The 23,060-nt window shown below is 30.2% G+C and carries 21 protein-coding genes and 1 pseudogene; 11 read left to right on the top strand and 11 right to left on the bottom strand.

Annotation, left to right across the window (positions count from 1 at the left end; all coding sequences use genetic code 11):
- Positions 1 to 30: 30 nt before the first annotated feature.
- Positions 31 to 663: a DUF4271 domain-containing protein gene (locus ACFDSN_RS06295; RefSeq protein ID WP_375238991.1), complete on the bottom strand. Its 633-nt coding sequence runs from the start codon at positions 661 to 663 to the stop codon at positions 31 to 33.
- A gap of 110 nt (positions 664 to 773) precedes the next feature.
- Between ACFDSN_RS06295 and ACFDSN_RS06290 the strand changes: the two genes are divergently transcribed.
- The 3 genes from ACFDSN_RS06290 to ACFDSN_RS06280 are packed head-to-tail and all read left to right on the top strand — an operon-like array spanning position 774 to position 3,355.
- Positions 774 to 1,493, top strand: a complete 720-nt coding sequence (locus ACFDSN_RS06290) for a polyprenol monophosphomannose synthase (protein ID WP_375238990.1) — start codon at positions 774 to 776, stop codon at positions 1,491 to 1,493.
- 15 nt (positions 1,494 to 1,508) lie between these two features.
- Positions 1,509 to 2,855 (top strand): dihydroorotase, encoded by a 1,347-nt coding sequence (locus tag ACFDSN_RS06285; protein WP_375238989.1) that lies wholly within the window; start codon positions 1,509 to 1,511, stop codon positions 2,853 to 2,855.
- 2 nt (positions 2,856 to 2,857) lie between these two features.
- Positions 2,858 to 3,355 (top strand): DUF4296 domain-containing protein, encoded by a 498-nt coding sequence (locus ACFDSN_RS06280; RefSeq protein WP_375238988.1) that lies wholly within the window; start codon positions 2,858 to 2,860, stop codon positions 3,353 to 3,355.
- Here ACFDSN_RS06280 and ACFDSN_RS06275 read toward each other — a convergent pair.
- A complete protein-coding gene (locus tag ACFDSN_RS06275) occupies positions 3,329 to 4,339 on the bottom strand; it encodes an NAD-dependent epimerase/dehydratase family protein (protein ID WP_375238987.1) in 1,011 nt (336 codons plus the stop codon). The two genes, ACFDSN_RS06280 and ACFDSN_RS06275, sit on opposite strands and share 27 nt — an antisense overlap.
- A gap of 73 nt (positions 4,340 to 4,412) precedes the next feature.
- Between ACFDSN_RS06275 and tyrS the strand changes: the two genes are divergently transcribed.
- Positions 4,413 to 5,726, top strand: coding sequence for a tyrosine--tRNA ligase (gene tyrS / locus ACFDSN_RS06270; RefSeq protein WP_375238986.1), 1,314 nt, complete (start codon positions 4,413 to 4,415; stop codon positions 5,724 to 5,726).
- A gap of 132 nt (positions 5,727 to 5,858) precedes the next feature.
- On the opposite strand, the gene ACFDSN_RS06265 is transcribed toward tyrS, so the two are convergent.
- From ACFDSN_RS06265 to ACFDSN_RS06255, 3 genes are all read right to left on the bottom strand, one after another.
- Entirely contained in the window at positions 5,859 to 6,839 is a 981-nt protein-coding gene (locus ACFDSN_RS06265) for an acyl transferase (protein WP_375238985.1), read from the bottom strand.
- Positions 6,840 to 6,954: 115 nt separating this feature from the next.
- A complete protein-coding gene (gene pckA / locus ACFDSN_RS06260) occupies positions 6,955 to 8,565 on the bottom strand; it encodes a phosphoenolpyruvate carboxykinase (ATP) (RefSeq protein WP_375238984.1) in 1,611 nt (536 codons plus the stop codon).
- A 65-nt stretch (positions 8,566 to 8,630) separates the two neighbouring features.
- Entirely contained in the window at positions 8,631 to 9,023 is a 393-nt protein-coding gene (locus tag ACFDSN_RS06255) for a DUF423 domain-containing protein (RefSeq protein WP_375238983.1), read from the bottom strand.
- A 76-nt stretch (positions 9,024 to 9,099) separates the two neighbouring features.
- On the opposite strand from ACFDSN_RS06255, the gene ACFDSN_RS06250 reads away from it, so the two are divergent.
- Positions 9,100 to 10,464 carry a saccharopine dehydrogenase family protein gene (locus ACFDSN_RS06250; RefSeq protein ID WP_375238982.1) on the top strand — a complete coding sequence of 455 codons (1,365 nt, stop codon included), beginning with the start codon at positions 9,100 to 9,102 and terminating at the stop codon, positions 10,462 to 10,464.
- 95 nt (positions 10,465 to 10,559) lie between these two features.
- Here the strand turns inward: ACFDSN_RS06250 and rpmA are convergent, their stop codons facing one another.
- Positions 10,560 to 10,820, bottom strand: a complete 261-nt coding sequence (gene rpmA / locus ACFDSN_RS06245; RefSeq protein WP_375238981.1) for a 50S ribosomal protein L27 — start codon at positions 10,818 to 10,820, stop codon at positions 10,560 to 10,562.
- Between the two features lie 43 nt (positions 10,821 to 10,863).
- Positions 10,864 to 11,520, bottom strand: a complete 657-nt coding sequence (gene rplU, locus ACFDSN_RS06240) for a 50S ribosomal protein L21 (RefSeq protein ID WP_375238980.1) — start codon at positions 11,518 to 11,520, stop codon at positions 10,864 to 10,866.
- 286 nt (positions 11,521 to 11,806) lie between these two features.
- On the opposite strand from rplU, the gene ACFDSN_RS06235 reads away from it, so the two are divergent.
- Together ACFDSN_RS06235 and ACFDSN_RS06230 are read left to right on the top strand one after the other, a co-directional pair.
- Complete coding sequence (locus ACFDSN_RS06235) at positions 11,807 to 13,129, top strand: M16 family metallopeptidase (RefSeq protein ID WP_375238979.1); 1,323 nt, start codon at positions 11,807 to 11,809, stop codon at positions 13,127 to 13,129.
- 12 nt (positions 13,130 to 13,141) lie between these two features.
- Positions 13,142 to 15,217 carry a M16 family metallopeptidase gene (locus ACFDSN_RS06230; protein WP_375238978.1) on the top strand — a complete coding sequence of 692 codons (2,076 nt, stop codon included), beginning with the start codon at positions 13,142 to 13,144 and terminating at the stop codon, positions 15,215 to 15,217.
- Positions 15,218 to 15,268: 51 nt separating this feature from the next.
- Here ACFDSN_RS06230 and ACFDSN_RS06225 read toward each other — a convergent pair whose 3' ends face one another.
- A complete protein-coding gene (locus tag ACFDSN_RS06225) occupies positions 15,269 to 16,156 on the bottom strand; it encodes a DMT family transporter (protein WP_375238977.1) in 888 nt (295 codons plus the stop codon).
- 95 nt (positions 16,157 to 16,251) lie between these two features.
- Here ACFDSN_RS06225 and ACFDSN_RS06220 point away from each other — a divergent pair, with 95 nt between their 5' ends.
- Entirely contained in the window at positions 16,252 to 16,761 is a 510-nt protein-coding gene (locus ACFDSN_RS06220) for a heavy-metal-associated domain-containing protein (RefSeq protein ID WP_375238976.1), read from the top strand.
- A 44-nt stretch (positions 16,762 to 16,805) separates the two neighbouring features.
- Positions 16,806 to 17,150 carry a hypothetical protein gene (locus tag ACFDSN_RS06215; protein WP_375238975.1) on the top strand — a complete coding sequence of 115 codons (345 nt, stop codon included), beginning with the start codon at positions 16,806 to 16,808 and terminating at the stop codon, positions 17,148 to 17,150.
- A gap of 77 nt (positions 17,151 to 17,227) precedes the next feature.
- On the opposite strand, the gene hemL is transcribed toward ACFDSN_RS06215, so the two are convergent.
- Genes hemL through ACFDSN_RS06200 form a run of 3 tightly spaced genes read right to left on the bottom strand, consistent with a single transcriptional unit; the run spans position 17,228 to position 20,231 of the window.
- Positions 17,228 to 18,514, bottom strand: a complete 1,287-nt coding sequence (hemL, locus tag ACFDSN_RS06210) for a glutamate-1-semialdehyde 2,1-aminomutase (RefSeq protein WP_375238974.1) — start codon at positions 18,512 to 18,514, stop codon at positions 17,228 to 17,230.
- A 2-nt stretch (positions 18,515 to 18,516) separates the two neighbouring features.
- Complete coding sequence (locus ACFDSN_RS06205; protein ID WP_375238973.1) at positions 18,517 to 19,341, bottom strand: glucosaminidase domain-containing protein; 825 nt, start codon at positions 19,339 to 19,341, stop codon at positions 18,517 to 18,519.
- On the bottom strand, positions 19,338 to 20,231 hold the full coding sequence (locus tag ACFDSN_RS06200; protein WP_375238972.1) for a 1-aminocyclopropane-1-carboxylate deaminase/D-cysteine desulfhydrase: 894 nt from the start codon (positions 20,229 to 20,231) through the stop codon (positions 19,338 to 19,340). The genes ACFDSN_RS06205 and ACFDSN_RS06200 overlap by 4 nt, the downstream gene beginning before the upstream one ends.
- A gap of 309 nt (positions 20,232 to 20,540) precedes the next feature.
- Here ACFDSN_RS06200 and ACFDSN_RS06195 point away from each other — a divergent pair, with 309 nt between their 5' ends.
- Both ACFDSN_RS06195 and ACFDSN_RS06190 read left to right on the top strand, forming a co-directional pair.
- Positions 20,541 to 21,998, top strand: a complete 1,458-nt coding sequence (locus ACFDSN_RS06195) for a hypothetical protein (RefSeq protein ID WP_375238971.1) — start codon at positions 20,541 to 20,543, stop codon at positions 21,996 to 21,998.
- Between the two features lie 403 nt (positions 21,999 to 22,401).
- Positions 22,402 to 23,060: pseudogene (locus tag ACFDSN_RS06190) on the top strand (hypothetical protein); the annotation flags it as partial.

Below are 23,060 nucleotides of genomic sequence, written 5' to 3'. Positions count from 1 at the left end.
CATTCACTTTTGTAACACGGCAGTTTATAATTACATAATATGCTTATATAAAATAAAATACGGTGCAATTTCAAGTGCGCAAAGGTACAAAATAAAATAAAGCAAATTATGTTTTATAGCGTCAAAATAGGTCTTTATAACGATAAAATAGGTTAAAAACTGAATTAAAACTACAACAAAGAAAAAAGCGTTAATAATATTTATGTTTAGCGAAGAATGGTAAAGTAATAAAGCAGATATTGGAATTAAAAAAAAGACTAAAAAGAATCTGTAACTTATTTTTCTAAATAAAAAATATCGGAAAAACTGATAAGATTCAAGTAATTTACCAATACTTAACTCAAGTATAATTTTAATTCCAAAAAACAATCCAACACTAATTAAAACCTCATAAACACTAAGAAAAGAAGTGAAATTTAAATGCGAATTTAATACAACAATAAAAATACTTAAAACTAAACAAAAAGCTAAAAAAAGCAATATATTAAAAAAATCAAACCACTTTTTATCTTTTCCATATGTGTTTATGTAAGAAGAATTTATCAACACTTTAAAATAACTAAAAAAACGTTTTCTATTTATCAATTTTGCTACGGTAATTAATATAATTACCAAAAGCAACAAAAGTGTTAATGAGTCGTTATTTAAAATAGTTCTAAGCACAGCATAAAATTAGTATTAATCGTATTAATTTAGCTATATTTTAAGGATTATTTCAAAAAAAAATGGTTTTAAAAAATGTACATTTGCACAAACACATTTTTATTAGTTAAATGAAAGACGCTATTGTCATAATACCAACTTACAACGAAATTGAAAACATTGAAGCCATAATTGAAGCTGTTTTTAATTTACCGAAAAAGTTTGATATTCTTATAGTTGACGATAATTCTCCAGATTTAACAGCTAATAAAGTTAAAGAATTACAGAGCAAATACCCTAAAGAGTTACATTTAGAGGTTAGGAAAAAAAAAGCAGGAATTGGAACAGCTTATATACATGGCTTTAAATGGAGTTTAGAGCGTAATTATAGTTATATATTTGAAATGGATGCAGATTTTTCTCACAATCCAAAAGATTTAATAAAACTATATAATGCTTGTGCTAAAGATCAGGTCGATTTAGCTATTGGATCTAGGTATGTAAAAGGTGTAAATGTAGTAAACTGGCCTTTAAGTAGAGTTATTTTATCTTATGGCGCATCAATGTATGTACGTTTAATAACAGGTATGAAAATTAAAGACACTACAGCTGGCTTTATTTGCTACAAAAAAGAAGTATTAGAAGCTATAGACTTCAACCATGTTAAATTTATTGGATATGCTTTTCAAATTGAAATGAAATTTAAAGCATATCTTAAAAACTTTAAAATAAAAGAAGTTCCTGTAATATTTACAGACCGAACAAAAGGAGAATCTAAATTAAGTTCAAGTATTATATCTGAAGCAATTTTTGGTGTTGTAAAAATGAAATTATTCAGTATTTTTAAATAATAACCCTACCATTATATGATTGATAAAACAACTTTAATTAAGAATGCAAAAATTGTAAACGAAGGAATTATTTTTGAAGGGGATGTCTTAATTGAAGGAGAAATTATAACAAAAATAGATGCTTCTATAAGCGCAAAATCGGGAGATGTTTTTGTTGTAGATGCAGAAGGTAAATATTTAATTCCTGGAGCAATAGACGATCAAGTTCATTTTAGAGAGCCAGGTTTAACACATAAGGCACATATTAAAAGTGAATCTAAAGCTGCTATTTCTGGTGGAATTACGTCTTTTATAGAGATGCCAAACACAAATCCACAAACAACAACAATTGAAAAATTAAATGATAAGTTTAATATTGCTAAAAAAACATCTTATGCAAATTACTCTTTTATGTTTGGCGGAACAAACGATAATTTAGACGAAATCTTAAAAGTAGACCCAAAACAAGTTGCTGGGTTAAAATTATTTTTAGGTTCTTCTACAGGAAATATGTTAGTGGATGATCCAGAAGTATTAGAAAAAATATTTTCAAGTACTGATTTGGTTATTTCTGTACATTGTGAAGATGAAGCAACTATTAAAGCAAATACAGAAAAATATATTAAAGAATATGGTGATGATATTCCTATGAAATATCATCATTTAATCAGAAGCGAAAAAGCGTGTTATATTTCATCTTCTAAAGCTATAGAATTAGCAAAAAAAACGGGAGCAAGACTACATGTTTTTCATTTATCTACCGGAAAAGAAACTGAGTTATTCACTAATAAAATTCCGCTAAAAGACAAAAAAATAACATCGGAAGTTTGTATACATCATTTATGGTTTAACGATAAAGATTATGATGAAAAAGGCTCTTTAATTAAATGGAATCCTGCTGTAAAAACACAAAAAGACCAAGAACAATTATTAAAAGCGTTATTAGATGATAGGATTGACGTAATTGCAACAGATCATGCACCACATACATTAGATGAAAAAAATAATGTTTACACTAAAGCGCCTTCTGGCGGACCTTTAGTCCAGCATGCTTTACCTGCTTTATTAGAAATGCATCATAAAGGCTTAATCTCTATTGAAAAAATAGTAGAAAAAATGTGCCATAATCCTGCTATTCTTTTTGATGTTGAAAAAAGAGGCTATATAAAAGAAGGCTATTTTGCAGATTTAGTTTTAGTAGATTTAAATCATCCTTGGACTGTAACAAAAGAGAATATTTTATATCAATGTGGTTGGTCTCCTTTTGAAGGAACTACATTTAAGTCTAGAATTTCGCATACTTTTGTAAATGGTCACTTAGCATATAATAATTTCAACATAAACGAAGTTAGCAAGGCTAAACAATTAACCTTTAATAGATAATTTTGAAGAATTCCATTTACACATACTTACTTGTAACTTTAATTTTAAATAGTTGTTATCAGTTAGAAAAACCTGAAAAACCTAATACGTTTTTATCTGAACAAGAAATGGTTAATGTTTTAACCGAAATATCTATTCTCTCTGCAGCAAAAGGTATTAACAAAAAGAAACTTGGAGAAAATGGCATTTTACCTAAAAATTATATTTACACAAAACACAAAATAGATTCTGTGATTTTTGCAGAAAACAATATATATTATTCTCATGATTTAGATGCTTATAATCGTATTTATAATAAAGTAAAAGATAGCTTAACCCTATTAAAAAAGAAAGCTGAAAAAAACAAAGAAAAGAAAATAAAAAGCACAAATATTAATAAAGGGAAACTTAAAGAAGATGAATTAAAATTAGACCCTAAATATATATCTAAAAGAGATTCAATAATAAGACAAGGGTTATTAAAACGTGCCGAACTAGAAAAAAACAAAAAGAGTAAATAATTTCCCCGTTTTAGAAATTACAGTAGATATATCTTGTAAATCTATTTGAAACTCTTTTTTAAATTTATTAGTATTATATAATGTTTTATTTTGAGAGGTTTTAATTATAGAACTATTTAATGTTCTTGGCTTTTTTGTAATAAACATCTTCATCCCATCTAACCAGCTCGCAATAGTTAAAATTCCTTTTTTTGCTTCAAACTTTGGCTGATTTGCGTCTAAAGCATCTGCTATTTTATTTAAAAAGTCTTTAAAACTTAGATGCTCAGTAATTAAGATAAAACGCTCATTATTTATAGGGCTTATCATTAATTTCTGCATAATTCTAACAACATCTTCTACACCAATATAGCCTGTAATTCCTGTAGTATAAAACCACATTCCTCTTTTTATTTTATTAAAAAATAAACCACTACCACTATTCCAAAATCCAGGACCTATAATTACTCCAGGATTAACAATTACAGCATCAAGTCCTTCTTGAGTACCACGCCAAACTTCTAATTCTGCACCATACTTAGTTAAAGCATAAACAGAATGATTATCTTCTGGATTCCAATCGGTTTCTTCTGTTAAATCACTTTTAGTAGAAGATCCTATTGCAGCTATAGAACTTACATAGCAGAGTTTCTTAATTTTTTCGGAAACACATAAGTTTACAATATTTGCTGTGCCTTCAATATTAATTTTCTTTAACAATTCAAAATCAGACGTGTTAAAAGAAACTAAAGCAGCACAATGATAAACGTAATTTACGCTAGAAAATGCATCTATTAAATCTGGAATATTATTTAAATCAGCTTTAAACCATTCAATATTTCTAAAACGCTCTTCATAATTATCGGTATAATAAGAAAAAACCATTTTAACATTGTCTAATTTAGTTTCATCTCTGTAAATAGCGCGAATAATAGTATTTCCTTCCGTTAATTTGAATAATAAGTGCGAACCAACTAAACCTGTTCCTCCTGTAACTAAAATCATAAAACTAAATTAGATAATTATGGCTCAAAATAGCCTATAGTTTTTATATTTGTTGGCATAAAAATAAGCTATTATGACAACAAATCCTTTGGTAGAAGAATTAAAATGGCGTGGTATGGTTCATGATATGATGCCAGAAACCGATGTGCAATTAAATAAAGAAATGACAACTGCATATATAGGTTTTGATCCTACTTCAGATTCGTTGCATATTGGTAGTTTAGTTCCTATTATTTTACTGGTTCATTTAGAGAAATCTGGACATAAACCCGTGGCTTTAATTGGTGGAGCAACCGGTATGATTGGTGATCCATCTGGAAAAAGTGACGAGCGTAATTTATTAGATGAAAAAACACTTAATCATAATGTGTCTGGTATAAAAAATGTATTATCTCGTTTTTTAGATTTTAATTCTACTAAGGAAAATGCACCAGTTTTAGTAAACAATTATGATTGGATGAAAAACTTCAGTTTTATAGATTTTGCTAGAGATGTTGGTAAACGAATCACGGTTAACTATATGATGTCTAAAGATTCTGTAAAAAAGCGTTTGTCTGGAGATGAAGGTAGTGTTGGAATGTCTTTTACAGAATTCACCTATCAATTAATTCAAGGTTACGATTTTTATCATTTGCACAAACATCTAAATTGTAAATTGCAAATGGGCGGAAGCGATCAATGGGGAAATATTACTACAGGTACAGAATTAGTAAGAAGAATGAATCCTGGCGAAGAAAAAGCGAAAGCTTATGCTATGACTTGTCCGCTAATTACAAAAGCTGATGGTTCTAAATTTGGTAAAAGTGAAGGAGGAAACATTTGGTTAGATGCAGATAAAACATCGGTTTATAAGTTTTACCAATTTTGGTTGAATACAAGCGATGAAGATGCTGAAAAATATATTAAAATATTTACTTTTTTAGACAAATCTACTATTGATAATTTAATTGAAGTACATAAAGCAGAACCACATTTAAGACAACTACAAAAGAGGTTAGCTAAAGAAGTTACTACTTTTGTTCATAGCAAAGAAGATTTAGAAAATGCAATTAAAGCTTCAGGGATCTTATTTAGTAAAGATTTTAAAAATGAAATAAACGCTTTAAATGAATCTTTATTTTTAGATGTTTTTGAAGGTGTGCAAACTACCGAAGTCTCAAGAGATAAGATTGAAACTGGTTTAGATATGATTGCTGCACTTTCTGCCGAAACTAATTTCTTAGCTAGCAATGGAGAAGCAAGGCGTGCGCTTAAGGAAAACTCGGTTGCTATAAACAAAGAGAAAGTTAAAGAAGATTATACGATATCTAAAGATGACTTAATACACAATACGTATATTTTAATAAATAGAGGAAAGAAAAAATCCTTTATTATTAAAGTGGTTTAAGCAAAAAGAGCAGAACTTAAAAAAATAAGTTCTGCTCTTAATAAAGTTAGTAAACCAACCAATACTAACTTTTCTTTTTCATATATATTTGGTCGGATGCAAAATTAAATACTTACAAATATTCTATTTTTTTTATAGTGCCATTAAATTACAGCCTCTTATATCACTAGAATCAAATCGTCCTACAACTTCAAATGTACCATTAACATTTAATTTCCCTAAATCTTGTGTGGCTATAAAACTACAGGAATTAACGTTCGCCAAATCAATAATATTTAATCCGCCTGTTTTGTTTGTGTTATGAATAGTTAATGCATCTTCTGGATCTCTTGTTAAAACTTTCATCCATTTTGGGCATTCAAAAACACCATTTCCTTTAGAATAAGCTTGACTTAGTAATTCCGTCATTCCATATTCACTATGAATAGTTTTTACTTCAAAACCTTTGGTTAGAATTTGATGTAATTCTTCTCTTACCAATTCTTTTCGCATACCTTTCATTCCACCAGTTTCCATAATTATGGTATGCCTCAATTTAAAAGGAAAACGTTCTATTAGATTTAAGAGTGCAAATGTAACACCAATTAATAATGTTTTTTGCCCCTTAGCCTCTAAAGCTTCGATTTTAATTTTCAAGTCTTCGTATTGATTCAAATAAAATCCAGAATCTTTATTCTTAGAATGTTTAATTAAATCGTCTACCATATAGATTAAAGAAGAGCCTTTTCGTTCTAAGTAATTAGGTAATAAAGCTAACACAACATAATCATCAATATTTCCATAAAACTGTTTAAAAGCGTCTAAATAGCTTTGTTCGTATACTTTTAAGTCTGTAACTAAATGTTTACTAGTAATACTACCAGTAGTTCCACTACTGGTAAAAGTTTCCTCAATAGCATTCTGCGAAGACAAAACTTTATGAGATTTAAAAAACTGAATAGGTAAAAAAGGAATTTCTTCTAACCTAGAAACAACTGTGGGATTAACATAAAGCAAATCACAAAACGATCTATAAATTTTATTATTCTCAAATTGAAATTTAAATACTTTTAGTGCTTCTGCTAAAAAATCAGCTTCACTTTTAATGTTAAATATATTATTAGTAGAAATCATTAAGTACAAAAATATAGAAACTAAAGTAGTTATTTTACTAAAGTCTATTCAATTTATAAAACAAAAAAAGCTGCTCTATTTTTATAAAGCAGCTTTTAATTTTATATTAAGTAAATTATTTTGTTACTGGTGATCCTGCTAATATTTCAGGATTAGCATTATCTTCAAATTGCTTAAAGTTATCTTTAAAAGATTGAGCTAATTTATAAGCTGTTTTATAGTAACCTTCGTCGTTATTCCAAGTTGCTCTTGGACTTAATACTTCTGAAGGCACATTTGGACACGTACGTGGCTGCTGTACTTTAAAAACAGAATGTGTATCGTAATTATCTTTATTAGCTTCCTCTAGAGAACCATCCATAGCTGCAGTTATCATAGCCCTTGTGTACTTTAATTTCATACGGGTACCAATACCATAAGGTCCACCAGTCCATCCTGTGTTTACTAACCAAACTGTTACACCTGCTTCTTTCATTTTAGCACTTAACATCTCAGCGTATTTTGTTGGATGTAATGGCATAAATGGCGCACCATAACAGGCAGAAAAACTAGTTACTGGCTCTGTAATTCCTGCTTCTGTTCCGGCAACTTTAGCTGTGTATCCAGAAATAAAATGATAAGCAGCTTGACCTGGAGTTAATTTAGAAATTGGAGGTAATACACCAAATGCATCAGCAGTTAAAAAGAAAATGTTTTTAGGATTCTTTCCTATAGATGACTCCTGTATATTATCTATATGATAAATTGGATAACTAACTCTCGTGTTTTGAGTTATTGATGTGTCTTCGAAGTCTACTTCTCCAGTAGCATTCATTTTTACATTTTCAAGAATTGCTCCTCTTTTGATTGCTTTAAAAATATCTGGCTCTTTTTCTGCTGTTAAATCAATAACTTTAGCATAACAACCGCCTTCAAAATTAAAAACAGTATTTTCTTTTGTCCAACCATGCTCATCGTCTCCAATAAGTTTACGGTTAGGATCTGCAGATAATGTTGTTTTTCCTGTTCCTGATAATCCAAAAAAGATAGATGTATCTCCATCTTTACCAACATTTGCACTACAATGCATTGGTAATGTATTTTTAAATACCGGTAATATAAAATTTAATGCAGAAAAAATTCCTTTTTTAATTTCACCAGTATAACCAGTTCCTCCAATTAAAGCAATTTTTCTTGTAAAATCTAATATTGCAAAATTGTGCTGACGAGTTCCATCTATTTCTGGATCTGCCATAAATCCTGGAGCATTTACTACTGTCCATTCTGGAGAAAAGTTTTCTAATTCTGAAGTTGTTGGACGTAAAAACATATTATGAGCAAACATATTACTCCAAGCAAATTCGTTTATAACACGAATATTTAATTTGTAGTCTTCGTCTGCACAAGCATAAGCATCTCTAACAAATACTTCTTTTTCAGATAAATAAGCTGTAACTTTTTTGTAAAGTGCTTCAAATTTATCAGAATCGAAAGGAATATTAATATTTCCCCACCAAACTTTATCTTCGGTAATGCTATCTTTTACGATAAAACGATCCATTGGAGAACGACCAGTAAATTCGCCTGTATTAATTGCAATTGCGCCAGTACTTGATTCTTTTCCTTGATTTTTATCAAGAACAATATCATGTAAATTATCCGAAGATAACTGATAATGTACTTTTGCATTTTTAATTCCATATTGCTCTAAAGCAATCGTCTTAGTGTTTGGTGTATGGTTTACCATAATTTAGTTATGTTGTTTATAAGTTACAAATCTAATAATTAAATAAAAGACTATTTAATTATTAGCTACTTAATCTTTTTATTTTTTATAAAGCCTAGTAATAACATACTCCATGCTAATATTAATAACAAACCACCTATTGGTGTTATAAAACCAATAGATTTAAAGTTAATTCCAGTTATAACTGATGTTGAAAGCAAATAAATTGAAAAAGAAAAACAAATGACACCTAAAACTGTGAGGTGAAAAATTATTTTTTTAAATCTACTTGAAACAGTTTTAAAAGCCCCTAAGAATAAAAGGAGAAATGCATGATACATTTGATATCTTACACCTGTATTAAAACTTTCTAATGATTCTGGTGATAATTCCTTTTTTAAACCATGTGCTGCAAAAGCACCTAGGACAATACTTACCAAACCAAAAATTACTGCTGTTACTAGAATACGTTTGTTCATAAATTCATAAAAACTGTTACAAATACCAATGTAAAATTATTACATTCGTAACCAAATTTACACAACTTATACCATTATGCGAAATATATTAATTATTGGTTCTGGAAAATCGACCTCTTATTTAATAAAATATCTTTTAGACAAATCGGAATCAGAGAACCTTCATATTACTATTGGTGACTTAGATATCAATTCAGCAAAAAAAATGATTGATAATCATAAAAATGCCACAGCTATTTCTTTAGATGTGTTTGATGAAACTTCTAGGGTTTCAGCAATTAAAAAGGCAGACATTGTTATTTCTATGTTGCCTGCACGTTTCCATGTAGAGGTTGCAAAAGATTGTATTACTTACAAAAAGCACATGGTAACTGCATCTTATATAAGTCCAGAAATGGAAGCATTAGATGATGATGCAAAAGCCAACAATTTGGTTTTTATGAACGAAATTGGTGTAGATCCAGGAATAGATCATATGAGCGCAATGAAGGTACTTGATGAAATAAGAGAAAAAGGAGGTAACATATTACTATTCGAATCTTTTACTGGAGGATTAGTAGCTCCGGAAAGCGATAATAATCTATGGAATTACAAATTCACATGGAACCCAAGAAATGTAGTTGTTGCTGGTCAGGGCAGTGCTGCTAAATTTTTACAAGAAGGAAAATATAAATACATTCCTTATAACCGTTTGTTCAGACGTACAGAGTTTTTAGATGTTGATGGATTTGGTCGTTTTGAAGCCTATGCAAACAGAGATTCTTTAAAATATCAAAGTATTTATAATTTAGACGATGTAGACACACTATATAGAGGAACAATGCGTCGTGTTGGGTTTAGCAAAGCTTGGAATATGTTTGTTCAATTAGGAATGACTGATGATAGCTATACTATTGATGATAGTGAAAATATGTCTTATAGAGATTTTGTAAATACTTTTTTACCATACAGTCCTACAGACTCTGTAGAGCTTAAATTTAGATATCAATTAAAAATTGATCAAGATGATATTGTTTGGAATAAACTTTTAGAGTTAGATATATTTAGTGCAACAAAACGTATAAACTTAGAAAAAGCCACACCAGCACAAATGTTGCAAAAAATACTTTTAGATAGCTGGACACTTGAAGAAGATGATAAAGATATGTTAGTAATGTATCATAAATTTGGTTATGAATTAGATGGGAAAAAACACCAGATTGATTCAACTATGGTTACACTTGGAGAAGACCAAACCTATACAGCTATGGCAAAAACTGTAGGGCTACCTGTGGCTATAGCAGCAATGGCTATTTTAAATAAAAAAATCACTACGCCAGGGGTTCAAATTCCAATAACAAAAGAAGTGTACACACCAATTTTAAAAGAACTAGAAGATTATGGTGTTAATTTTAAAGAAAAAAAAGTGCCATATTTAGGTTACAATTCCCTAAATATTTAACTTAAATCGTTATATGAGTTAAAAGTAATATTTTAAAACAAAAAAGCCCTTTCAAGTAAATGAAAGGGCTTTTTTGTTTTAAAGGAACATATTAATTATGCTTCGAAAGGTTCAATAGATACATAAGATCTATTATCTCTTTTCTTAGTAAATTTAACAAGACCATCTACTCTAGCATGTAAAGTATGATCTTTTCCTTGGTATACATTCTCACCTGGATGATGTGTATTACCTCTTTGTCTTATGATAATGTTTCCAGCAATAGCAGCTTGACCACCAAAAATCTTAACACCTAAACGTTTTGATTCTGATTCTCTACCATTCTTCGAACTACCAACTCCTTTTTTGTGAGCCATTGTCTTAAAGGTTTTATTTTGTTATACTTAAGTAATATCGCAATTAAGCTTTACCACCATCTAATTCGTCTTGCCATTTCTTTAATTCATCCCACTTTCCATCAGCAGCTAATTTAGCTTGTGCTGGCCATGTGTCAGTTACGTGGTTTCCACGAACTCCTGCAATGATTTCAGAAATTTTAGCAGCATCTGTTTTTGCTAATTCAGCAAAAGTTGAGATTCCTGCTTCAACTAAAGTTGATGCAATTTTTGGTCCAATACCTTCTACTTTTTTTAAATCATCTGCTTTCGTAGATGTTTTTTTAGTAGCTGGCTTCGCTTTTGGAGCGGCAGCTTTAGTTTCTTTTTTTGGAGTTGCTTTTACAGCTTTTTTTGCTGGCTTTGCTCCAGAAGTTAGAATGTTTTCAATAACAATCTCAGTTAAGGCTTGTCTATGTCCGTTTTTTACACGGTAACCTTTACGTCTTTTCTTTTTGAAAACAATAACTTTGTCACCTTTAAGGTGTTTTGAGACTTTAGCACTTACTTGTGCTCCGTCTATAGCTGGGGCGCCTACTGTGATTTTGTCACCATCTGCAACTAAAAGTACATTGTCAAAAGACACTGATTTACCTTCTTCTGTTGCTAAACGATTAACAAAAACTTTTTGGTCTTTTTCAACTTTAAATTGATGCCCTGCTATTTCTACAATTGCGTACATAGCGTTACGTTTTTATTAATTTTGATTAAAAAATGTTTGCAAATATACATGTAATTATATTAAACACACAAAACAACTATAAAAAACTCTAGTTCTGTTTATGTTTTTATACATTTTCTTGTTAAATCATTCAAGTGATTTATACTTGTAACGAAACTATTTTTAACATAAAATATATGAAACCATAAATAATCAGATATATTAACTAAAATTTAAAACTAAATATTTGTAACAAATCTTATCTTTGTTAGACAAATAAGTTTAATTAAATAAACCAGTCTAAATAATGAGAAAACAATTAATTGCTTTATCAGTTTTTGCTTTTGGTCTTACTGTAACCAATGCGCAGGAAGTGAAATTTGAAGAGTACAAGTTAAATAACGGCTTGCACGTTATTTTACACAAAGATAATTCTGCCCCGGTAGTAACAACATCTATTATGTACCACGTAGGCGCAAAAGATGAAAATCCTGAAAGAACAGGTTTTGCACATTTTTTTGAGCATCTTTTATTTGAAGGAACTGAAAATATTGGCAGAGGAGAATGGATGAAAATTGTTGCTGCAAATGGTGGACAGGTAAATGCCAACACTACAGATGACAGAACCTATTATTATGAAACTTTTCCATCTAACAATCTTGAGCTAGGGCTTTGGATGGAATCTGAACGTTTATTACATCCTGTTATTAACCAAATTGGTGTAGATACACAAAATGAAGTTGTTAAGGAAGAAAAAAGGTTAAGAGTAGACAACCAGCCTTATGGAAAATTTATAGAGAATGTTAAATTAAATATTTTCAAAAAACATCCATATAAAGGAACTACGATTGGAAAAATGACTCATTTAGATGCTGCAACTTTAGAAGAATTTCAAGCTTTTAACAAAAAGTTTTACGTTCCAAATAATGCAGTTTTAGTTGTTGCAGGTGACATTGATGTTCCTACTACAAAAAAAATGATTCAAGATTATTTTGGACCTATCCCTAAAGGAGAAGCTATAGTAAGAGACTTCCCAAAAGAAGACCCAATAACTACACCTATAAAAGCACAAGCTTTTGATTCAAACATTCAAATACCTGCTATAGTTGCCGCATATAGAACTGCTGCAATGACAGAAAGAGATGCTTATGTTCTAGATATGCTATCTACGTATTTAAGTGGAGGAAAAACATCTAAATTATACAAAAAAATAGTTGACGAGAAAAAAATGGCATTACAAGTTGGTGCTTTTAATCAAAGTCAAGAAGATTACGGAACTTACATACTATACGGTTTACCTCAAGGAGAAAACACTTTAGAGAGCCTATTAGTGGAGATAGATGAAGAAATTGCAAAAGTTCAAACTGAATTAATCTCAGAAAGAGACTATCAAAAACTTCAAAATAAAGCTGAAAATAGATTTGTAAATTCAAACTCTAGCATTGCTGGAATTGCAAATTCTTTAGCTAGAAATTATATGTTATATGACAACACCAATTTAATTAACACACAAATAGACATTATTAGATCTATTACTCGTGAGGATATTAAAAATGTTGCTAATAAGTATTTAAACCCTAATCAACGTCTTGTTTTAGAGTATTTAGCTCAACCAGAAGACAAAAAATAAAAACATAAAAAGATGAAATTAAAATTTATAGCAATAGCTAGTGTGTTTTTATTAACACTATCAGCCTCAGCACAAATAGATAGAACTCAGCAACCTAAAGCAGGTCCAGCTCCAACAATTAGCCTAGAGAAGCCTTATGAATTCGAGCTTAAAAATGGACTTAAAGTTTTAGTTGTAGAAAATCATAAATTACCAAGAGTAAATTATTCTTTAAGAATAGACAATATGCCTGTTCTACAAGGTGAAAAAGCAGGTGTTTCTCAAATTCTAAGCGCAATGCTAGGAAACGGAACAACAACTATTTCAAAAGATGAATTTAATGAAGAAGTAGATTTTTTAGGTGCTTCAATTAATTTTGGATCTAGTAGTGCTTCAGCAAATTCACTAACAAAATATTCAAATAGAATATTAGAATTAATGGCCGATGCCGCAATAAACCCTTTATTTACTGAAGAAGAGTTTCAGAAAGAAAAAGACAAAGCTATTGAAGGTATAAAATCTAACAAAAAAAGTATTGATGCTGTAGCTTCAAGAGTTAGTGATGCATTATCTTATGGAAAAAAACATCCATATGGAGAATTTGTAACTGAAGAAACTTTAAGTAAAATTACTCTAAATAACGTTATATCTTACTATCAAAAATACTTCAACCCTAATAATGCTTATCTAGTTGTTGTAGGTGATATTGAAGTAGGTGATGTAAAAAAACAAGTGAAAGAATTATTTAATAACTGGCAAGAAGGTGTAGATATTTCAAGAACAATGACTGCTTCTGCTCCTAATCTACCATATACACAAATTAACTTTGTAGATATGCCAAATGCAGTTCAATCTAGCGTTAAATTCACCAATAACGTAAATTTAGAAATGAAGGATGCAGATTATCATGCTGTCTTGTTAGCTAATTACATTCTTGGTGGTGGTGGAGAAGGTTATTTGTTTTTAAATCTTCGAGAAGACAAAGCATATACTTATGGTTCTTACTCAAATATTTCTACAGACAAATATGTTGGTAACTTCTCAGCGACTGCATCTGTAAGAAATATGGTTACAGATAGTTCTGTTGTTGCAATGTTGAGCGAAATTAAACGCATTAGAACAGAAAAAGTAGATGTACAGCGTTTAAAAGATGCTAAAGCAAAATACACAGGAAGTTTTGTTATGGCGGTAGAAAGACCATCTACAATTGCAAGTTATGCACTTAACACAAAAATAAACAACCTACCAGAAGATTTTTACAAAACGTACTTATCTAAAATTAATGCTGTAACTCCAGAAGATATTTTAAGAGTAGCTAATAAATATTTTTTAGCTGATAATGGGAGAATTGTTATTGTTGGAAAAGGAAGCGAAGTTGTTTCAAACTTAGAAAAATCTGGAATTCCTGTAAAGTATTTTGACGAATATGCTAATCCTGTTGAAAAGCCAGTTTTTAGTAAAGTTATTCCTGAAGGAGTTACAGTTGCTAGTGTTTTAGAAAATTTCTTTAAAGCTTCTGGCGGAAAAGATAAAATCAAAGAAATAAAGACTTTAAATAAGGATGCAAACGTAAAAATTGATGCAGTTCCTTTCCCATTAACAGCAAACTTAAAAACAATGGTTCCAAACAAAGAATCTATGGAAATGTCTGCTGCGGGAATGGGAGTTTTAATGGCTCAAAAGTGGAACGGAACAGCTGGATATAAAATGCAGCAAGGTCAAAGAACCGAACTTACAGCCGATGAAATTGCTGAGAAAAAAGCTTCTCGTTCTATTTTTCCTGAATTAGAGTTTACACCAGAAAACACCACTTTAGAAAGTATTGTTGGTGTAGATGGAAATGACAATTACTTATTAAAGGTAACTAAAGGCGAAGAAACTGAATCTAGATACTACGATGTAAAAACTGGTTTATTATCTAAAGTAGAATCAGCTTCAGAAATGCAAGGTCAAAGTATTACAAATACAGTTGTATATTCAAACTATCAGGATGTAAATGGAGTAAAAATTGCTTTTGTAAATACAATTAAAGCTGGACCACAAAGTATAGTTATTAATATGTCTTCAGTGAAAATAAATGAAGGCGTAACAGATGAAGATTTTAATTAATCTTTTTAATATAAATTTTAAAAAAGCTTCAAATTAAACTTTGAAGCTTTTTTATGCAATAATTTTACTTTTCTTGTTTCCTAAATAAACACCAAACAATATAATAAAAGTTGCAAATAATTGATGCATATTAAATTTCTCACCATCTAATAATCCCCAAAAAACAGCTACAATAGGCATAATATATGCTACAGAAGATGCAAAAACAGGATTAGATATTTGAATTAGTTTACTAAACAAAACTTTGGCTATTGCGGTTCCAAATAAAGAAAGAAAAATGACATAAAAAATAGACATCCCAAAATCTGGATGATTAAATGTTTTTAAGCTGAAAAAATCTGTAAAAAACAATACAATTAATGCAGGAATGTAAATACAAGCGTAATTACCAACAGCAATAGTTAATGGCTTAACCTCTTGTAAATACGTTTTAATAACATTAACGTTTACGGCATAAAGTAAAGAAGAGACAATAACATAACCTGCAAAATAATAATTTTGATTAGGGTTAAGATCCGTACCTGCTAAAATCAAAAAAACAGTACCTAAAAAACCAATTAAAACACCTAAAACTTGTTGTCTAGTCGTTGTAATTTTAAAAAGAGCTAATCCTAATAAAATAGTATTTAATGGCACTAAGGAATTTAAAATAGAAACTACAGCGCTATCAATTTCTGTCTCTGCAATAGAAAAGAAAAATGATGGAATAAAAGTCCCACAAGTTCCAGAAACAGCAAGCCACATTAAATTCTTTTTTTTTATCAACTTAAAATGTTTGTAGCCCGCTAAAAACAAAATAAAACCAGTAACTACAGTTCTTAATGCGCCTAATTGGTAGGCTGTTAAACCAATTAGACTCTTTTTAATAAGAATAAATGATGTTCCCCAAATTAAAGAAAGAACTCCTAAATAGAACCACTTTTTAAATTCATTAGACATAGAATTTTTCTTTTGATTGTAAAATTCGGTCAAAAAATGATATAATTGACATTTATTTGTAAATTTGTTAAATAACATATTAAATAAATAAAAAAATGAAATCTATATTTAAAATTCTTACTATTTGCTTATTTGTAACATTAAGTGCCTGTAAAAACGAAACTCCTGAGATAAAAACTATAGAAACGGAAGAAATTGCATCAGTAGTATCTACCGAAAACCCTTATAAAGATTACGCAAAAGTAGAATTTAATGTGGAAGGAATGACTTGTGCAATGGGTTGTGCAAAAACTATTGAGAAAAAAATAGCTAAATTAGATGGAGTACGTTTTGTAAATGTAGATTTTGACAAAAAATTAGCAATGGTAGAGTTTGATAGCGAAAAATTATCTTCTGAGGATTTTACTAAAACCGTAAATAGTGTTTCTGATGTTTATAAAGTTGAAAATATTGCAACGGTAAATACGTTTACTAAAGACAAAAAGGATTGTAAAAAAGGATGCGAAAAAGACTGTAAAAAAGAAAGTTGTAAAAACAAAACTGAAGCAGAAAAAAAAGAGTGCAAAAAAGATTGTAAAAAAGCTTGTTGTGTAAAAACAGCATAAGTTTATTTTTTTTCTTATTTTAGAACCGTTAAAATAATATTATTATGAAATCTATATTTAAAATTGCTTTTTTGTTTTTAGGATTAGTTCTAATGTCTAACTCGGCAATTGCTCAAAGTACAGCTAAAGTTGACGCTATGGCTCAGACTAAAGAACTACAAGAACTTTCTAAATTTAAAAGTTCTAAATTTAAATCTGTTTACGAAGTTTACTTAAAATATGATAGAAAACTTGAATCTATCAATAGACAAATAGACGCTTCTACAATGAGTTATATGCAAGCAATCGATAAGCTAGAAGTATTTCTTGTTACTGAAATGGACAAACATTTAACAGATGAAGAGTTTGCTATATTCTTGAAAAAAGAAGATCTTACTAAACCAGAATAATTAGAAACATATAATAAACAAAAAGGGATTCAGTTAAACTGAATCCCTTTTTGTTTATTATATGTTTCTACCATTTGTTATTTAGTTTCAAAAACTACATTACAAGCTTCAATAGTTTTATCTAAATCATTATAACTTAAAGCATTATTTAAAAACCAGCTTTCAAAAGCACTTGGTGCAATATAAACACCTTGATTTAACATACCATGGAAGAATCTCTTAAATGTATCGTTATTTCCTTTAGCAGCAGATTCAAAATCTACAACCGCTTCTTCTGCAAAGTGAATAGAAATCATAGATCCTATTCTATTAATAGTATGAGTAACTTTATTTTTAATTAAAACCTCAGAAAGGCCTTTATGCAAATATGCTGTCTTTTTGGCTAAATCATCAAAAATTGTAGCATCGTTATTTAATTCGGTAAGCATAGCTAGCCCAGCAGCCATAGCCAATGGATTTCCACTTAATGTTCCTGCTTGATAAACTGGACCCAATGGTGCTAAATAATTCATAATTTCGTTTCTAGCTGCAAAAGCACCAACTGGTAATCCGCCACCAATTACCTTTCCAAAACAAACAATATCTGCTTTTATATTGTAAAGTTCTTGAACACCACCTTTTGCCAACCTAAAACCAGTCATAACTTCATCAAAAACTAAAAGAATATTATGTTCGTCACATAAAATTCTTAGTTTTTGTAAAAAGTTATTTAGAGGAAGAATGCATCCCATATTACCTGGAATTGGTTCTATAATAATACATGCAATTTCATTTTTATTAGCCTCAATTAGAGCTTTTACACTTTCAATATCATTATATTTTGCCAATAAAGTATCTTTTGCTGTTCCTTGAGTTACACCTGGACTATTTGGAGAGCCAAATGTAACAGCTCCACTTCCCGCTTGAATTAAAAACGAATCTGAATGTCCATGATAACAACCTGCAAATTTTATAATCTTATCTTTTCCTGTATAGCCTCTGGCTAATCTAACCGCACTCATACAAGCCTCTGTTCCGGAATTAACAAAACGAATTTTATCAATATTTGGAACCATAGAAATAACTAATTCTGCTATTTTAGTTTCAATCTCTGTAGGCATTCCAAAAGAAGTCCCTTTTTTTGCCTTTTCAATTACTGCATTTACAACTGGTTCAAACGCGTGTCCTAAAATCATCGGACCCCAAGAAGCTATGTAATCTATTAATTTATTACCATCTTCATCGTATAAATAAGCGCCTTTTGCTTCTTTTACAAAAACAGGTGTTCCTCCTACAGATCCAAAAGCTCTAACTGGAGAATTTACACCACCAGGAATTACCTTTTCTGCTTCAGCAAACAAAGCACTACTTCTTTTGTATATCATAATTATAGTTTAATAATTAAGACCTGTCCTAAAGACAGGTTATTAGAGTCTAATTTATTTAATGTTTTTAATTGCTCTATAGGTAGGTTATATTTTTTTGATAAAGAATATAATGTATCTCCAGTAATTACCTTGTGAGTAATTCCATCAATAATTTCAGTAGATTCTGTTGTAGCTATATAATCTTTACCTAAAACCATTTTATCGTATTGAGATAGATTATAACGCTCTATTAAACTAATTAATTTTTGAGGATATTTTTTATCGGTTGCATAACCTGCAAGCCTTAGTTCTTTTGCCCAGTTTGCATAATCATCCTTTTCTAATTGAAATAATTTAGAATAACGCTTTCTATCTTTTAAGAACAGTGAATGGTCTCTAAATGAATATTTAGGATCTTTATATTTTCTGAAACATTCTTGAGATGCATCATCATCATGATAAATTTTTTCGCCATTCCAACCATGACATTTAATTCCAAAATGATTGTTTGCTTCTACAGAAAGTCTCCCTTTTCCAGAACCAGACTCTAAAATTCCCTGTGCCAAAGTAATACTTGCGGGAATACCATAATTTTTCATTTCCTCCATTGCAATACTTTTATAAGAATTTATGTATTCTTGAGTAGAAACAGGAATCTTAGTTGGCGTGTTAGTATTAGTAACTTTTGGAGTGTTTGGTACACTTGGTTTTGTTGGAGTTTCAACTTTAGGTACATTAACTTTAACCTCAGTAGGTTTTTCGCTTTTAGTTGTTATTATTCCTTTGTTAGTTCCGCAACTTGATAGAATTAATAATGAAAAAAATAATATAAGTAATTGTTTCATAAAATTAGTGGTAATTGTTTCTTTTTTAAATAAGTATTTACGCCTTGTATTCCTTGTAATCCTCCTGTATGTATGGCTAAAATTTTGCTGTCTTTTTTAAAATAACCTTTAGATATTAAATCTAAAACACCATACATCATTTTACCTGTGTAAATAGGATCTAAAGGTATATTATGTTGTGTTTTAAATTGATTTATAAATGAAATTAATTCTGGAGTTACTTTTGCATAACCTCCAAAATGATAATCTATATTTAATGTCCAATTTGTTTTGTTTACAAATTTACTAATATCTTCTTGTAAAAAACTGCCTTTTAAGGCAGAAAATCCAATGATTTTTTGGTGAGATAAACTAGCGTTAATAATTCCGGAAATTGTTCCTCCAGTTCCCACGGAAGTACAGATGTAATCGTATCTACTCGTGCTATCATCTAAAATCTCTTCACAACCTTTAATTGCTAAAGGGTTTGTTCCACCTTCTGGCACTATAAAAGTTTCTTTGTTTATATATTTTTTGGCAAGATTACCTTGTTCTTTTAACCTATACTCTTCTCTACTAACAAAAATAAGTTGCATTCCACATTGTTTTGCAAATTTTAATGTTTGATTACTCTTATCATTTAACTCATCACCTCTTATAATACCAATTGTTTTTATATTATTTAATTTTCCTGCTGCTGCGGTTGCAGATATGTGATTTGAAAAAGCACCACCAAAAGTTAACAGCTGATTATAAACTCCACTTTCTGCGGCTTCAATATTATACTTCAGTTTTCTAAACTTATTTCCTGATACAAATTCGTGGATTTTATCTTCTCTTTTTATAGAAAGAGAAACAGAACTATAATCTAATTTAATTAATTCTATGGCTATTTCTTCACTTGGAGACATTCTAAATATTTTATAGTTGCAAATTACTGTTTTTTATTCATTAATTATATCTTAATAAAAAATGTTAAAACTAAAGAATATTCTCTTTTTGTATTAAAAAATATGCGGTATGTTTAAATGTTTAATAAACAAGATGTAATACCGTTATAATTGTGCTTTATATATTTATAAATTGATTTTTATATATCTATGCTATATTGTTTTTTTATTCAAAAATTGACTGTAAATTTGTTAAAATTTATATTTTATTATATTTTTAATTAAACCCTTATCTGTAAAATACTTTTTTTATAGTCAAAAAAACAAATAATGAACAAAAAATTATTTTTAGCTTTAATCATACTTACAAGCTCTTTGTCGATTTCTCAAGTCGGTATTGGCACAACAACTCCAAACGGAGCATTAGACGTTACGTCTTCAACCCAAGGTTTTGTATTTCCTAGAATTGCACTCGCTAACATAAATACCGAAACAGTAGTAAACCCTCAAGGAACACCAATCCCAGCAGGAACAGTTGTTTATAACACGGTTATATCAGGGACAGCTCCAAATAACGTTGCTCCGGGCTTATATTTCTGGAATGGCTCTAGATGGATTGCTTTTGCTGGTTCTCCTGGAGGATTAGACTGGGCTTTAAAAGGTAATAGCGGTACAAATAACGGTACTGATTTTTTAGGAACCACAGACAATGAACCACTTATTCTTAAAGCTAATAGTATTGAGAGAATAAGAATGGGGACATCAGAAACTGTAATTAATGAAGATGCAGTTAATTACGACTTTAGAGTTGAAGGAACCGGAGAGTCAGAAATGTTTTTTGTAGACGCTAGCACTAATCACGTTCACATTAGAGCCGCTTCTCCATTTCCAACAATAGACATGTTTACTTCTGTAGGTGTTTCAGGAGATTTTCCTATTAACGGATATGCTAGCGGTCAAGACACAGCTGGAATCTATGGTCGTTCTGAAACTATTGCAACAGGCACCAATATGAATTCAGGTGGTGCATTCGATGCTACTGGAGATGGTTTTTCAACTGAGCCAGGCTGGAATGTTGGTATTGTAGCCACAGGTAGACAAGCTGGTGTTTATGCCACTTCTACTTACCCAACAAATGCAAATAACACTACAGATAGACAAGGTGGATTTTTCTCAAACTCTAGAACTAGTGGAGGCGGATCAATAACAACACAAGCAACTGCTAGTTTAGCTGGTTATGGAGCTGGCGAATATTACGGTGGTTATTTTGATGGTGGACAAACTGGAGACGATTGGTCTTATGTTGGTATGAATTTTAGTGGAACTGACTATAAAATTATTGGAGCAGGAACCGTTTCAACCATAGTTACAGACACAAACAACAACAAGAGAGTCATGTTTGCGCCTGAGGCTCCAGAAGTATTGTTTCAAGACTACGGACAAGGTATTCTACAAAATGGAGAAGCATTTATTACACTAGATCCAACAATCACTAACAACATTACGGTAAATAGCAAACATCCCTTAAGAGTTTTTATTCAATTAGAAGGAGATTGCAAAGGTGTTTTTGTTACCGAAAAAACAGACTCAGGTTTTAAAGTGAAAGAACTACAAAACGGAACATCTAATACACCTTTTACATGGTCTATTACTGCAAATAGAGCAGATAAAAAAGATTTAACCGGAACTGTGACTTCTAAATTTGAAGACGTAAGACTACCTTTAGCACCAAAGAAAATTGGAGTGCACAATAAAAAAATGACTTTTAGCAAATCTTCAAAAAAATAAGCTTCAACCAACACCTTTTTAAAAGTTTTTTACATTCATATTAAACATGAAAACAACCTCTGTTTAATGTTTAAAAATAAACTCAAAACTCTAAGAGGAAATTAGCAAATTAGCACTATTTCTCACTTATCGTTTTGAGTTTTTGCATTTCACAATGTAATTTATCGGGGTTAATTTCAATTAAATGACTCAAAAACATATCAACGCATTAAAATTGATACATATATTTTTAGATAAATAGCAAATTAATATCGCTATAAAGAAATATATCGTTTAAAAAACACAAAAACCGAATATATATTCGGTTAAACTAAGTGTTTTGTCTTAAAAAACAACACAAAATATAATGATTGTTTAAATAAATATCACTAATATTATAGGTATTAAAAAATACCCAAATATTATGAGAAAAATTACACTTATAAAAAACAATCTTTCAACACTTTTTTTAACACTAGCGCTTTTTGCTACAACCTTATCTTTTTCACAAACAAGAACAGATGATTGTGGCTTCACAGGAGGAGCAGAAATTATTCCTGGAGCGACGTGTGTTAACATACCATGGAATTCTTCTACAGCCGGAAATTACTGGAGTGCGGGAACTCCTAGTTGTGGAGAAGACATAAACAGAGATGACGTTTGGGGTTGGTTTGAGGCATTATCTACATCAACTACAGTGTCTTATTCGCCAGTAGCGAATAGAAACGCTATTCTAACGCTTTTCTCTGAAGATGTATCTGGTTGCTCTAACAACATGCCTTTAGTTGGATGTTCTAATGTAGGAGGTAATGGTGTTGTTGAAACAGTAGTTTTAACAACAACAGTTAACTCAAGATATATGTTTAGGGTGCAAAGAGATGGTTCAAACAATAGTATGTCAGGAAATGTTTGTGTTTTCAATACTCCAACTCCTCCAGCAAATGATGATTGTGCTAACGCAATAGCTTTACCTGTAGGAACAGCTTGTTCATATAGCACGTATACTACAGAAAATGCTACAGATAGTGGCGAAGGTGCACCTACTTGTGGAACACCTGCGGCTCCAAATGATGTTTGGTTTAC

The sequence above is a fragment of the Aurantibacter sp. genome (assembly GCF_042094015.1).
Taxonomy (GTDB): domain Bacteria; phylum Bacteroidota; class Bacteroidia; order Flavobacteriales; family Flavobacteriaceae; genus Aurantibacter.
Note: the sequence above shows the minus strand (reverse complement) of the source record. Positions and strands in the feature narration are given on the sequence as shown.

Coding starts and splice junctions, on each gene's coding strand:
- ACFDSN_RS06290 (WP_375238990.1), top strand. CDS start 774: ATGAAAGACGCTATTGTCATAATACCAACTTACAACGAAATTGAAAAC.
- ACFDSN_RS06285 (WP_375238989.1), top strand. CDS start 1,509: ATGATTGATAAAACAACTTTAATTAAGAATGCAAAAATTGTAAACGAA.
- ACFDSN_RS06275 (WP_375238987.1), bottom strand. CDS start 4,339: ATGATTTTAGTTACAGGAGGAACAGGTTTAGTTGGTTCGCACTTATTA.
- tyrS (WP_375238986.1), top strand. CDS start 4,413: ATGACAACAAATCCTTTGGTAGAAGAATTAAAATGGCGTGGTATGGTT.
- ACFDSN_RS06265 (WP_375238985.1), bottom strand. CDS start 6,839: ATGATTTCTACTAATAATATATTTAACATTAAAAGTGAAGCTGATTTT.
- pckA (WP_375238984.1), bottom strand. CDS start 8,565: ATGGTAAACCATACACCAAACACTAAGACGATTGCTTTAGAGCAATAT.
- ACFDSN_RS06255 (WP_375238983.1), bottom strand. CDS start 9,023: ATGAACAAACGTATTCTAGTAACAGCAGTAATTTTTGGTTTGGTAAGT.
- ACFDSN_RS06250 (WP_375238982.1), top strand. CDS start 9,100: ATGCGAAATATATTAATTATTGGTTCTGGAAAATCGACCTCTTATTTA.
- rpmA (WP_375238981.1), bottom strand. CDS start 10,820: ATGGCTCACAAAAAAGGAGTTGGTAGTTCGAAGAATGGTAGAGAATCA.
- rplU (WP_375238980.1), bottom strand. CDS start 11,520: ATGTACGCAATTGTAGAAATAGCAGGGCATCAATTTAAAGTTGAAAAA.
- ACFDSN_RS06235 (WP_375238979.1), top strand. CDS start 11,807: ATGAGAAAACAATTAATTGCTTTATCAGTTTTTGCTTTTGGTCTTACT.
- ACFDSN_RS06230 (WP_375238978.1), top strand. CDS start 13,142: ATGAAATTAAAATTTATAGCAATAGCTAGTGTGTTTTTATTAACACTA.
- ACFDSN_RS06225 (WP_375238977.1), bottom strand. CDS start 16,156: ATGTCTAATGAATTTAAAAAGTGGTTCTATTTAGGAGTTCTTTCTTTA.
- ACFDSN_RS06220 (WP_375238976.1), top strand. CDS start 16,252: ATGAAATCTATATTTAAAATTCTTACTATTTGCTTATTTGTAACATTA.
- ACFDSN_RS06215 (WP_375238975.1), top strand. CDS start 16,806: ATGAAATCTATATTTAAAATTGCTTTTTTGTTTTTAGGATTAGTTCTA.
- hemL (WP_375238974.1), bottom strand. CDS start 18,514: ATGATATACAAAAGAAGTAGTGCTTTGTTTGCTGAAGCAGAAAAGGTA.
- ACFDSN_RS06205 (WP_375238973.1), bottom strand. CDS start 19,341: ATGAAACAATTACTTATATTATTTTTTTCATTATTAATTCTATCAAGT.
- ACFDSN_RS06200 (WP_375238972.1), bottom strand. CDS start 20,231: ATGTCTCCAAGTGAAGAAATAGCCATAGAATTAATTAAATTAGATTAT.
- ACFDSN_RS06195 (WP_375238971.1), top strand. CDS start 20,541: ATGAACAAAAAATTATTTTTAGCTTTAATCATACTTACAAGCTCTTTG.